Source organism: Chitinophaga sp. 05T412, assembly GCF_056396465.1.
Window position 1 is genome coordinate 314,370 of the sequence record NZ_JBFTLN010000006.1, and the last position, 13,089, is coordinate 327,458.

12 protein-coding genes and 1 tRNA gene are annotated in these 13,089 nt (G+C 42.6%); 5 read left to right on the forward strand and 8 right to left on the reverse strand.

Features of this window, described 5'->3' with window-relative positions; translation table 11 throughout:
* Positions 1–17 precede the first annotated feature (17 nt).
* The 3 genes from AC1DFM_RS15825 to AC1DFM_RS15835 all read left to right on the forward strand — a co-directional run bounded on the left by AC1DFM_RS15825 (position 18) and on the right by AC1DFM_RS15835 (position 4,148).
* Positions 18–2,423 carry an ABC transporter permease gene (locus tag AC1DFM_RS15825; protein WP_477077700.1) on the forward strand — a complete coding sequence of 802 codons (2,406 nt, stop codon included), beginning with the start codon at positions 18–20 and terminating at the stop codon, positions 2,421–2,423.
* A gap of 97 nt (positions 2,424–2,520) precedes the next feature.
* A complete protein-coding gene (locus AC1DFM_RS15830; RefSeq protein WP_477077701.1) occupies positions 2,521–3,054 on the forward strand; it encodes a hypothetical protein in 534 nt (177 codons plus the stop codon).
* 266 nt (positions 3,055–3,320) lie between these two features.
* On the forward strand, positions 3,321–4,148 hold the full coding sequence (locus AC1DFM_RS15835; protein ID WP_477077702.1) for a class I SAM-dependent methyltransferase: 828 nt from the start codon (positions 3,321–3,323) through the stop codon (positions 4,146–4,148).
* A 71-nt stretch (positions 4,149–4,219) separates the two neighbouring features.
* Here AC1DFM_RS15835 and AC1DFM_RS15840 read toward each other — a convergent pair whose 3' ends face one another.
* On the reverse strand, positions 4,220–4,657 hold the full coding sequence (locus AC1DFM_RS15840; RefSeq protein WP_477077703.1) for a winged helix-turn-helix transcriptional regulator: 438 nt from the start codon (positions 4,655–4,657) through the stop codon (positions 4,220–4,222).
* Positions 4,658–4,677: 20 nt separating this feature from the next.
* Here AC1DFM_RS15840 and AC1DFM_RS15845 point away from each other — a divergent pair, with 20 nt between their 5' ends.
* Positions 4,678–5,508, forward strand: coding sequence for an alpha/beta hydrolase (locus AC1DFM_RS15845; RefSeq protein WP_477077704.1), 831 nt, complete (start codon positions 4,678–4,680; stop codon positions 5,506–5,508).
* Here the strand turns inward: AC1DFM_RS15845 and AC1DFM_RS15850 are convergent.
* From AC1DFM_RS15850 to recQ, 7 genes are all read right to left on the reverse strand, one after another.
* Positions 5,505–6,446 carry an alpha/beta hydrolase gene (locus AC1DFM_RS15850; RefSeq protein WP_477077705.1) on the reverse strand — a complete coding sequence of 314 codons (942 nt, stop codon included), beginning with the start codon at positions 6,444–6,446 and terminating at the stop codon, positions 5,505–5,507. The genes AC1DFM_RS15845 and AC1DFM_RS15850 overlap by 4 nt on opposite strands.
* Positions 6,447–6,518: 72 nt before the next feature.
* Entirely contained in the window at positions 6,519–7,223 is a 705-nt protein-coding gene (locus tag AC1DFM_RS15855) for a Crp/Fnr family transcriptional regulator (protein ID WP_477077706.1), read from the reverse strand.
* A complete protein-coding gene (locus tag AC1DFM_RS15860; protein ID WP_477077707.1) occupies positions 7,178–7,543 on the reverse strand; it encodes a nuclear transport factor 2 family protein in 366 nt (121 codons plus the stop codon). The genes AC1DFM_RS15855 and AC1DFM_RS15860 overlap by 46 nt, the downstream gene beginning before the upstream one ends.
* A 182-nt stretch (positions 7,544–7,725) precedes the next feature.
* Positions 7,726–8,547, reverse strand: coding sequence for a hypothetical protein (locus AC1DFM_RS15865; RefSeq protein WP_477077708.1), 822 nt, complete (start codon positions 8,545–8,547; stop codon positions 7,726–7,728).
* A gap of 255 nt (positions 8,548–8,802) precedes the next feature.
* A tRNA-Phe gene (locus AC1DFM_RS15870) sits at positions 8,803–8,875 on the reverse strand.
* Between the two features lie 82 nt (positions 8,876–8,957).
* Complete coding sequence (locus AC1DFM_RS15875; protein WP_477077709.1) at positions 8,958–9,725, reverse strand: DUF3050 domain-containing protein; 768 nt, start codon at positions 9,723–9,725, stop codon at positions 8,958–8,960.
* A gap of 31 nt (positions 9,726–9,756) precedes the next feature.
* Entirely contained in the window at positions 9,757–11,958 is a 2,202-nt protein-coding gene (gene recQ, locus AC1DFM_RS15880) for a DNA helicase RecQ (RefSeq protein ID WP_477077710.1), read from the reverse strand.
* 156 nt (positions 11,959–12,114) lie between these two features.
* Here recQ and AC1DFM_RS15885 point away from each other — a divergent pair, with 156 nt between their 5' ends.
* On the forward strand, positions 12,115–13,089 hold the full coding sequence (locus tag AC1DFM_RS15885) for a KpsF/GutQ family sugar-phosphate isomerase (protein ID WP_477077711.1): 975 nt from the start codon (positions 12,115–12,117) through the stop codon (positions 13,087–13,089).

Consider the following 13,089-nt stretch of genomic DNA (forward strand, 5'->3'; position numbering starts at 1 on the left):
CACTATATAAAAGCCTTATGATAAAAAACTACTTCCTTGTGGCCTGGAGAAGCATCGTCAAGAACAGGTTTTTTGCGATGGTAAATATCTGGGGATTGTCTATAGGAATCACCTTTGTGTTATTGATAGGTGCATATGCGTGGGGAGAATTACAGGTGAACCGGTTTGTTAAAAATAATGACCGTATTTTTTTGCTGAAAAGTAAGTGGGCCGTTCCCGACAAGGGAGTGGAATTTGCAACGTTAGGACTACTAACGAAAGCATTACAGGATAATTATCCTACGCTTGTTGATAAAGGATATAGCCATGATGGTATTACAACGGTAGTATCGGTAGGAGATAAACATTATCGTGAGGGGGTACATCCCGGAGATGCTACCTTGTTTGATGTATTTAATTTCCCGGTGGCCTATGGAGATCCGCGTACAGCCTTTGATAAGCCGAATGCGGCAGTCATTACAGAGAAAAGGGCAAAATTATATTTTGGCAAAACAGATGTCGTAGGCAAGTTGATTAAGATACAATCGTTCGACGGAAAGAATGATGATTTTGAGGTGACGGCGGTGATCAAAGATCTGCCTTTTAATACGATCACCAATTATAGTAAGCCGGAGAATGAAGTATTCATGGGACCAGCCAGTCTCAAATATTTTGGACGGGAACAAAGTTTTTTAAGCTGGCAAACGACCAATATTATCAGTTATGTATTGTTGAAACCGGGCGTAAGTCCTGACCAGCTGACAGTGCCCATCGCCACGCTAATGAAAACAAATGTTACGCCTGAATTACGGAAAATGCTGGAGGTGCATCCTGAAGCATTGAAGGATGTTTACCTGGGCCTGAATAAAGGATTGGCGGGAAGAATGATCGCCATTTTTTCATTTGTTGCCCTGTTTATTCTGCTGATGGCGATCATTAATTTCGTCAATATTTCTATTGGAAATTCATTAACGAGATTGAAAGAAATAGGAGTGAGAAAGGCTATGGGTGGAATGAAGCTGCAGCTGGTATTCCAGTTTATCACGGAATCTGTATTAGTGGTAACTTTTTCTTTTATTGTATCCATTATATTATTCGCTTTGTTAAGGCCTTTGTTTGGCCAGGTTATAGGAAAGGATATTCCGGGCTTGTCTTCATTCCCGGGCTGGTTTGCTATTTTGCCGGTGTTGATCATTCTGTTTACGGGTGTGCTGGCCGGCATATATCCGGCATTTGTATTATCTGCCCAGCCTTCTGTAACAGCACTAAAGGGAAAGCTGAAGAATGTTCAGGAGAAGTTATTATTCCGGCGTGGTTTGATCACCATTCAATTTGTGACGGCGATTGTGGTATTCATTGCCGCTATTGTAATAGATAAGCAGGTTGCCTTCTTTTTCCATTCGAATCTGGGCTATGATAAGGAACGGGTGATCACTACGGCAGTTCCGCGCGATTGGACCGTTGCCGGTGTACAGCACATGGAAAGAATGCGTGATGAATTTCGTGCGATGCCGGAAGTAAAGGATGCGTCTTTTTCTTATGAAATGATGAATGGATGGAGCAGTGGTAGTAGTATGATTTACAGGCCGGAGAATGACTCCAGTGCAGCGATATCTGCCACGTCTATTATATCTGATGAGCGTTTTGTGGATACCTACGGTATTAAAATGAGTGCCGGGACCTATTACTCCGGAACATCCACCGATTCCGCAAAGGTTGTTATCAATGAAGCAGCGGCGCGTGCCTTAGGATGGAGAACCGCAGCAGAAGCCATGAATAAGCCGTTGCGGATCTATAACTTTAACCAGGTGGTATATATAGCAGGTGTCACCCGTGATTTCCATTTTGGTACACTAAAGAATGCTATTTCGCCTATTTTGTATACGCCGGTACAGGCAATTCCTATCTACCGGTATCTTTCGTTCCGCTTAAATCCGGGTAATACCTCTCAGCAAATAGCGGCGTTGCAAATGAAGTGGCGCACTATTTTTTCAGATGCTCCTTTTGATTTTAAATTCCTGGATGATAGTCTCGCGCAGTTATATGAAACCGAACAACAAATGCAGAAGGCTGCCAGAGTAGCCACTGTGGTGTCGTTGATGATTGTATTGTTAGGCGTATTGGGTATTGTTACACTAAGTATTGCCAGAAGAAATAAAGAAATGGGAATCAGAAAAGTATTAGGTGCATCGGTGCTGAATATTGTCGCTCTTTTTATAAAAGAATTTTCCTGGATTATACTGTTGTCTAACGTAGTGGCGTGGCCGTTAGCATGGTATCTGTTGCATAACTGGTTAATGGACTATGCTTACAGGATACACATGGGCGTAGCGCCATTTTTGATGGTGGGAAGCTTATTAATTCTGTTGGTAACTATTATCATTGTTGGCATGACGGGGAAGTTAGCTACAAAAAATCCGGTAGGTAGCCTTAGAACAGAATAAAGATTCTGTATTGACTTATTGTTAGCAGAAAGTGTAGTTCCGGATCTGTTTGGAATTCATTAACAAATGCTATTTATTTTTTTTGCTTCTTTGGGATATGATTGTTAACCCCAGAAGATTCTTTGTCATTGTTGGTACCCCCCATGCAGGCAAAAGAAAAACGACCCAGCAAATTTTTGGAAGAAGCAAATTCCTTCCTTTTAAAGGGCCTATTAAGGCGGCGGCATTAGGAGAGGAGCCGTTTGTGATTATTCTTCCCCGCGCGCTTGATCCCCGCGAGTACCTGGTGTATATCAAAAAGCTGATACAGGTTCATCGGGAGTCAGATACTTCTTTTTTTGTTGTCCTTGACTTGCTGTCTGCAGAGTCTATCGATGAGGTGCAATGTATACTGGAGTACTTTAACGGATCAGTTTTCGAAGTGCATTATCTGGTATTAAGCAGTAGCTGGCATGGTGAGTGTATGCTTAGTAATGAAGTTGTTACGCTATTGCAAGCGAAGATTACGAATGGTACTGTTCATGTATTGGATAGGATGGTCACTGCATCGTTGATCCGCCTTAACGACCGCGCTGGCGATATTGTAGCACTGATATCAAAGGTGTTGGAGAAAAAGCCTGTTTGTTTTTGAGCACAGGAAATTGTAACAGAAAAGATATGGTGAGATGGAAACGCATTGCTGCGGCTGTGCTGCGGGGAATGTATTATGGCTATTACCAGGAAAAGGTGAAGGTAAATTGAATGAATATATGTAGATATATGCGGCATTATTTTTTAATTTAAAAAAATACTGACCATGAGTTTACCGCTCGTAAAATCTTGCTGTCTGGTTCAGCCATACTTAGCATATTTGTGATAATATGCCGTAATTATTCCCTATCAACCTATATTCTCGTTATGCAACCTGTTGTGAAAACATTTCTAAAGAAAACAGCATTGCCGTTGTATCTACGTTTCCGCGGCCTGTACTATAGTGGCAAAAAAGTAAGTTGCCCCTGCTGTAAGCAATCTTTTTCCAAATTTCTACCACTGGGCGTAGACCAGCGGCCCGGACAATGTCCACGTTGCCGATCAAATGAACGTGACCGCGCATTATGGCTGTATCTGGAGCGAAATACAGAGCTGGTTTCAGCAGGTAAAAAGCTCTTGCATATTGGGCCGGAGTCTATTTTTTATCGGTATTTCAAACGAATAAAAGGACTGCATTATACGCCGGCAGATAAGTTTGCACCGTCATTTGAAAGTACTTATCCGCCTGATACGGTGTACATCGACATTGTAAAGATGCCAGAAATACCAGACAATACTTATGATGTGATTTTATGCTCACATGTGTTGGAATATGTAAAAGAAGATCTGCAAGCCATGCGGGAGTTATGCAGGATCTTAAAGCCCGGCGGTGCTGCTTTGTTACAGGTGCCTATTAAGAAAGGGCTGAAAGTAACCTTTGAAGACGATGCTATTACTACGCCTGAACAACGGGCCATCACCTTTGGTGACCAAGGCCATATTCGTTTTTACGGGGAAGACTATGAAGATAAGTTAGCTGAGCAAGGGTTTGAAACGGGTTTTATTCCCTTTGAGGATTTGTTCACGGAAGAAGAAATTACCCGGTATGGACTCATTGCTACGGATGATTTTCACCTGGCTGCAAAACCAGTTAAAGTTGCCGTTATTCAGCATATTGTCGGGCTACAGCTGCTGCTGTTACCGGCATTGTTATAAAGGCAATTAAAGCCACTTGCGAAGAAGTGGGATATCGTTACAGTGAAATATCCCACTTCTTCGTTGACTCCTTATACGCATGCTAAAAGCGGAATACATTCCTCTCCTTCTGCATATTGCTTGCCCCATGCGCAGAGGGCCTGTAAAATAGGCACAAGCGCAATCCCCTTACCCGTTAACTGGTAACAGATACCGGCTGGAACTGTTTCCGGAATTGGTATTTTAACCAATATGGCATGTGTTTCCAGTTCCTTTAACTGCCGGCTCAACACTTGTTCAGAAATAGCGGGGAGCTCCTGTTTCAGTTTACTAAAACGATCATTTCCAGACCAGATTGAATAGACAATTTGCGCTTTCCAGCGACCGCTGATTACATTTAAAGCCGAGTTTAACTCGCAGTTTTGAAACAGAAACTGCTCGTTTAAACTATTGCTGGATGTTTCCTTTTTCATCTTACTCACAATTTTGAGCGTTATTGGTAGGTAGCCAAAACTTGATGTTTTTTGCATTGTCAAAACTCAAATATAGAATGAAAACAACAATTAAGGTTGCCCTTATCATAGTTTTTACGCTCGTATTATATAAGGCAAAAGCGCAGCAAAAATGGATCTTCAAGTCGGTTCATCTTTCCACACCAGACACAGTATTGATATTTAAGCCAACGGGTTATGATGCAAAGAAGGCATATCCATTGACTTACCTGTTGCATGGGTATAATGAAAATTATAGCCAATGGGCAAGCATGATAGATTTGCAAAAAATTGCTGATCAGTATCAAATGTTCATTGTGTTGCCCGACGGATTTGCATCCTGGTATCTGAACAGCCCTTATCAAAAAGGGTTGCAGGTGGAAGATTTCTTTTTTGAAGAACTGGTACCAAAAGTTCATGCTTCATTCAATATAGACCGCCGGAATATTTTCATCTCAGGTTTGAGTATGGGCGGCTATGGTGCATTACGGTATTTCATCGGCCATCAGGATTATTTTAATACAGCCGGTAGTACCAGTGGTGCATTCATCATAGATGCTAACCTTTGGCGGGAGGTAAGCTTACTGTTTCTTAACAACAACAGGATTGTCAACGATCTTACCAGCCTGTTGGGGAATCCCGGCACAAATGACTGGCGCCAATACAGCATTACCACTTTGCTCAAAGGGCAAAAAGATATAAAACCGTTTATTATTGATTGTGGTACAGAAGATATTTTATACCCCAGCACAATAGCATTGAAAACGCTGGCGGATAGCATGAAGATCCCTATTACTTTTATCACACAACCCGGCAATCATAATGCTGCATATTGGAAGCAGGCAGTGCTGTACCATTTCGTGTATTTTAAGAGTAAGATGATTGATTAATGCGAATCTCTATGCAACGCTGCTGTAAGGCAAGTGGCAGGCATTTTAGTGGCATTTAAAATACGCATCAATTTATTGAATACGTCTTTGGCTTCAGGCATATTCAGAAAAATCCAGGCATGATACATTTCCTGGTATTCGTAATAGTTGATGGCTATCTTTTTTTCTTTAGCCATAGCGATTAATCTTCGTGCATCGGGCATTACTACCTCATGTGTTCCTGCAAATAAATGGATGGGGGCCAACCCTTCCAGCGTACCATTTATTGGGCTTATCATGTAATCGGAGGTGTTGGTACCTGTTGCATAAATTGAAAGAGATTTGCTGACGCCCTTAATATCAATGTATGGGTCGTACTTGTCTATTATCGGAATTTCAGGGTTTTGCATGGCAGCATCCAGAAGGGGAGATAGTAAAATGATCTGAGCGGGTTGGGAAAATTGATTGTTTCGGGTGTATTGTGCAAGTGAAAAAGCGATGGCGCCTCCAGCCGAGAACCCCATTAATACTACATTTTGGGCACCTACCTTCTGAAGCAGTTCTTTGTACACTGGTACCACCATATCAAACACATTTTTGTAATTGTTTGATGGCACCAATGGGTAGTCAGGGATAACAACTCCCCAGCCGGTTTGTTGTATAATCTTGTTTACGAAATGCCAATCGTATTTTGTGATATTAGCAACAAACCCTCCTCCATGCAGGTAAAATATATAGTGTTGTGGGGTGCTGTTTTTTTTCTTCAGTTCCCAGACTGTTCTTCCTGTTGAAGAGGTCTTATATAAGATTTCACATTGATTTGTAACCTTGTCCGGTATACTGGCGGCTTTATGAAATTTACTAAAATCTCCTGTAGTGAACGCTCTTTCGATCTTTGTTTTTATACCCGCTATGCGGATGAGTGCTCTATAAATTTTGCTTTGGATACTTGTGATCATTTGACTGACGTTTGATAAAGCAAATTTAGATGCGGCTCGTAGACGATTTTTTAGCATTTGCTAAAAAGGCCATTAGAGTTGAGCTCGCATACGGCTCAGTGTTACTGGCGACATGCCCAGAAAGGAAGCTATTGAGGAGAGGGAAGCTCTTTGCAGGATAAAGGGGTGTAGTGAAACAAGTTTGCGGTAGCGTTCCAGGGCGCTGTCGAATTGAAGAGACAATGTTCTTTCTTCCAAAGCGAGATAATACTTCTCCATCAAAAAACGGTAAAGGTTAAATAGATGGGGATGTTTCCCACAAAGGTGGACGAACGTTGAATAATTTATCTCCAACAAAACGGAATCTTCTAATATTTCCACATTTTCATTACTGTCCATTTGTGTAAATAGGGAATAAGTGGATGTAATGATATCGTTTTCTCTGGCAAACAAGGTGGTCATCTCCTTGTTGTTAATAACCGAAAATATCCGGGCAAACCCTTTTTCAATAATATAAAAGCTGTTAACCTGTTGTCTTTGCCGTATCAGGATATGGCCTTTAGGGGCATTCATAAAAACAATGTGATCATAGAGGAGCTCTACAGTCCCATCGGGCATGTTTGCCATTTCGATCATATTTTCTAATGCGGAGAACAAGGTATTGTTGGTGGTAAACCAAAGGTAAGTTTGGCTTACCACCAATTCAAATAATTTTGATTTGCCTGCAAAAGATATCGGTAAAATCCTACTGCTTATTTTTTTGCTTCCACTACCGCGAGGTTGTTGACGAGTCGCCATTCGTTATCTGTATCCAGCACCAGCGAGTTGTAGGAAACAAAGTAGTTTTGGGAACTTTCCAGGCGTAGTTTCACCATGGCAATGGTGCCATTTTCTTCTATCGATTCAATCTCCATTTTTCTCGGCAGGCCTCCGAAAATGCCATCCCGGATATTTTGCAGGTACTTTTCCTTCCCGATAATGGTTACGCCAGGTATTCCCATAAAGCCATTATTGGTAACCCGGAAGTCCTTATGTAATACGTTGTCTAATAATGCTACATCGCTGTTGTCGCCGCCTCTTACAAAGTTGGTGATGGCTTGTTCTATCTTGTTTGACATATGAGTCTTTTTTACTGATGATTTAATTGTTTGCGTTGTTCTGATATAAAGAGAAAGAAGACACTCAAAACGTGACAACAATTTCAAAAAAGACAGCATATTTTTAATTTTTCCGGATCAGGGGGCTGACAGGAAATAAAAAATCCTCACATTTTTGTGAGGATTTTTTTGTGGATGGGGAGTTAATCACCTTTTTTACCTTTTTGTATCCTATCCCAGGCTTCCTTGGTAAGCGTTGCCAGTTGGTCGCTTTCGCAGTCCCAGATGGAATAATAATTTTGAGAAATAACAATATGCTGTTTCCAGTGCGCAAACTTTTCGTACAGCATCAATGTACAGATATCAGTAGGAGTGATAAAATCGCCTGTTTCAGGGAGATGGCTATGCATCGTAAGCTCCCCTTTATCTGTTGAATAATTAATGGGGATAATATTTTTGTGTAAGGCTTTCCGTTCTTTCACATTCCCCTGTTCATCGAAGTTGATCAGATAATCATTGCCGAAGATGACTACTCCATTTACTTCCGGGCCCGTAAGCACATATACTTTTCTCTCGCCATTGCTGATGAGCGGCACCAAATTMAGGCGGGTATTGCGATACGCTTTGAAGATAGTGTCCGACTTTATCAATGTTGCTGACTTTTTACGCATCGTCAGGAGGTCGTGTTCGTAGGTTGTCAGTGGGCGGTCAAAGAAATCTTTTTTGGCGGATTTGGTATCATAGGTGCTGTCAAATGTAATGGTGGCAATTACTACGGGCGTATCGCCTTTGCTATAAAAGATGCAGGTAGCATTGTTGCCACTGGAATAGGAGACATAGCCACCACTCTTGTCTGGCGCGATATAGTCTGCCTGGAAAACATCTGTTCCATACCAGGAGGCCATCTCCGAGCGGTATAGGCTTCTTCCTTCTGCTTCAATAGCAGCTATTTTATGGTCGTTGTCCTGTGCGGAGGCGGTACAAATTGCTGCCAGGAACGGTAAGAGGAATAAGAATCTTTTCATGTAGATATAGGTTAGATGAAATCTCTATCAATATAAAACTTTTCAGCTGTTCTCTTTTCGGTTTAGGCATGCCTTTCTTTCCAGAGCGGGAGAGGGGATTCTCTGAAGCTTGAATACTATGCGTGGAGGTGGAGATTTTATTTTACTGCAGTAGCTCCTGCATTCAGGAGGATTTTTTAACTGGAGAGGTTGAGACCAGCAATACGAGACTTATGGGCATAAAAAAAGCCTCACATTTCTGTGAAGCTTTCTTCGTGGTGTGAGCCGGGATCGAACCGGCGACACAAGGATTTTCAGTCCTTTGCTCTACCAACTGAGCTACCGCACCATCCTTTTTTGTTGCCCTCTCTCGTGAGGGGATTGCAAAAGTAAGACAAACTTTTGAATTGCAAAATATTTTTTCAAAAAACTTATAAAATTGTTTTTTCATGCAGCACACCGCTCCACAGTTCATGGCGCCAATGCAGCGACTGCTGGGCATATTGGGCTGCTTCTTCCCATTTATTTTCGTCTGCACCACAAAGTTCTGTAACCATTTGCATGGCTAAATGACTGTGATGATCACCATCCACTTCAATGTGTCTTTCGAGATAATAAATGAATGTATCCAGTTTACCCGGGAATTTCTGATCCAGGTCTTTCACTAATGCCAGGAACATATCCGGAATAAGATCTTCGCGGCCAAAAGTAAACACGGCCGCCATGATATGTGCCTTTCCGGTGGCAATTACCTCAAAGGTAAAGCCTAAAAAGCCCTTTACGGCCTTAGGGAGCGAAGATGTTTCCAGTATGTGGTGGATAGGCTTCCCGGCCTTTACATCGGCTATAATCGCCTTTATATTGCCGATATCGGCGCCTGCCTGTTGCATTGCCTGTTCGTACAATTCGAAGTGGCTGCAGCGGTTACCTGCCTGATCCACATCGCTTTCTTCACCGGTAACAATTTCATTAATAAGGTAACGGGTAGCTGCAGAGCCAACGGGTACCCAGGGTACATTTACGCAGGTGAGTTGTTGTTGCAGCCCTTTGAGTAAGGACATGAAATCCCAGACGGCATAAACATGGTACTGCATGAAGGTACGTATGTCTTCCAGTGTTTGCAGTTCCGCGTATAATGGGTGTGCAACTACTTTCTGCCTGTTGGCAGCAATGGTTTCCTGTATTTTTCTGATGCTCATTTTTAACTGTTTGGGTGCTGATAGTACCGGCTTAGTTGCCGTATACTACCAGGAATTTAATACGCATCAATTTCAATTGTTCCAGCGTATAGTCGTTTTCAATCAACTCTTCTCTTGCTAATGCCAGGCTGGAAGTTTCACAGCCTTTGAAGTACTCCATGATTTCGTCCTGAGCGTAGTCGTCCAGTTCTTCATCCAGGCAGTAATCGATGTTTAGTTTGGTACCACTGGCAACAATGGTTTCCATTTCATCGAGTAACTGAGAGAGCGATAATTCTTTGTTTTTAGCGATGGTTTCCAGCGGTATTTTCTTATCGATATTCTGGATAATAAATACTTTCATGCCGCTTTTATTCACCACACTTTTCATGACAAAGTCATCTGGTTTGGTGATGTTGTTTTCGGCAACGTAGCGGGTAATTATATCGAGGAACTGTTTTCCGTAGCGGATGGCTTTACCTTTACTCACTCCCTGGATTTTTTCCAGTTCTTGTGTAGATGTAGGATACTGTGTAGCCATATCTTCCAGGGATGTTTCCAGGAAGATAACGAAAGGAGGGAGGTTCTTTTCCTTCGCTACTTTTTTCCGCAGTTCTTTCAGCATTTCAAAGAGAGCCGGATCTGCGGAGGCTTGTGCTTCTGCGGCTGCTTCTTCTTCGTCATCCAGGGCGTCTTCATCAAACTGATGATTCAGCGCCACCATGATGGAATAAGGTTTTTTGAGGAATTTGGTGCCTTTGTCGGTGACTTTCAGCAGGCCATATTCTTCTATATCTTTTTCTATCAGTCCTTCGAGCATCATTTGACGCATGAGGGAATTCCAGAAATGTGCATCGAATTCTTTGCCTTCTCCAAACACTTCCAGCTGATCATGGCGGTAGGTGTTGATTTGCGGGGAGGTTTTACCGGTGATGATGTTGATCACGTATTCGCTGCCGAATCGTTCTTCGAGGGAACGAATCGCTTTCAGCATGATAACTACGCGGTTTTTTACCTCAATTTTTTCCTTAGGATTGCGGCAGTTGTCGCATTGTCCACAGTTTTCTGTTTCGAAGTGTTCACCGAAGTAGTGGAGAATTACACGACGGCGGCATACGGCGCTTTCTGCGTAGGCAACGGTTTCGTTGATGAGTTGTGCACCCATTTCACGTTCGCTGAGCGATTTATCCCGCATGAGGTGTTCCAGTTTCTGTACATCCTTGTGGGAATAGTAGCAGACACAGATCCCTTCCAGTCCATCGCGACCGGCGCGACCGGTTTCCTGGTAGTAGTTTTCCAGGCTTTTCGGAATATTATAGTGAATAACGAAGCGTACGTCTGGTTTATCTATCCCCATACCGAAGGCGATAGTAGCTACAATCACCTCTGTATTTTCATGCAGGAACATGTCCTGGCGCTGGGCCCTGGTAGTAGGATCGAGGCCGGCATGATAGGCTACTGCTTTCACCCCGTTGGCCACCAGCATATCTGCCAGTTCTTCCGTGGTTTTGCGGTTTAGCGTGTAAATGATACCGCTTTTGCCCTTATGTTGATGAATGAACTTGACAATATCTTTGATCGTTTGTTCCTTTTTGCGCTTGGTCCTGATTTCATAATACAGGTTAGGGCGGTTAAAGGAAGAAATAAAGATGCTGGCCTTATTCAGTCCAAGATTCTTTACGATATCGCTCTGTACTTTAGGGGTAGCCGTGGCGGTCAGGGCAATGATGGGCAGGTTATCACTAATCTGGTCTATCATTTCCTTCAAACGACGGTATTCCGGGCGGAAATCGTGGCCCCATTCAGAAATACAGTGTGCTTCATCTACCGCAATAAATGAAATTTGTAGTTCCTTGAAAAAGTCCAGGTTTTCCTGCTTGGTGAGCGTTTCCGGAGCTACGTACAGTAGTTTGGTTTTACCAGCAGTTAAATCGGCCCGCACTTTTTTAATCTGCGCCTTGGATAAGGTGGAGTTTAAAAAGTGGGCTACATTGTCTTTACTGCTATAGCCTCTTACCAGGTCAACCTGGTTTTTCATCAGCGCTATCAGTGGTGATACGATTAGCGCGCACCCGGGACTCATTAATGCCGGTAGTTGGTAGCATAGTGATTTACCTCCACCAGTTGGCATTATAACAAAAGTATCTTTGCCTGAGAGGATGCTATTTATAATTTTTTCCTGATTTCCTTTAAAGGAATCGAACCCGAAGTGTTCGCGTAATGCATCCATCAAACGTTCCTTAACAACAGCCATTGCATTCAAATTTTAACTCTAAAGAACTAACAAATGACGAAATAATTTTATATGTTTTTTAGGGGACACGAAGTTACTTAAAAAAGCGCGGAGTATCAATATAAATTACTTAACCGCACCAGTGCTGACTAAAAAATGATAAATTTGTAAATCGACATGAAAAGGAATCAAACTATTAATATAGGACAGGTAGCCAGGCGCACAATTGCGATGGAGGCAGCAGCTATTAATGATTTGCAACAGTTTATAGATGCAGATTTTGAGAAAGTTGTTGAAAGAATAGCGCTTTGTGAGGGTCGGTTAGTAGTGACCGGCATCGGTAAAAGTGCCATCATTGCCCAGAAAATAGTCGCCACATTTAATTCTACTGGTACCCCTGCACTTTTCATGCACGCTGCTGATGCCATCCACGGAGATCTGGGAATGATCAGAGAGGAAGATATCGTACTATGTATCTCTAAAAGTGGTACGTCTGCTGAAATAAAAGTACTGGTTCCCCTGGTGAAGAATTTTGGCAACACTTTAGTTGCCATGGTGGGGAATACAAGCTCCTTTTTGGCCCAGGAAGCCGATTTTGTACTGAATACCACCGTTAGTCAGGAAGCCTGCCCTAACAACCTCGCACCCACTACCAGCACCACTGCGCAACTTGCCATGGGCGATGCGCTGGCGGTATGCCTGATAGAATGGCACGGATTTACGGCAGCTGATTTTGCAAAGTTCCACCCTGGTGGCGCTTTAGGCAAAAAACTGTATCTCAAAGTAGGGGATCTCAGTAAACAACACCAGTCCCCACAGGTACTGCTCAATAGTTCACTAAGAGAAGTAATTGTGGAAATTTCCTCTAAAATGCTGGGAGTAACAGCAGTTGTAGATGAATCAGGATTATTAAAAGGCATTATTACAGATGGCGACCTGCGCAGAATGCTGGAGAAAGATGTTCCCACAGCAGCTGTAACGGCCAATGATATTATGTCGCTGCACCCAAAAGTAATTCAGCAGGACGAGCTGGCCATCAACGCACTTGAAATGATGCGTCAGCACGATATTACCCAACTGCTGGTAATGGATGGAGAGCGATATCAAGGTATTATTCACTTACATGATTTAATCAGAGAAGGAATTATTTAG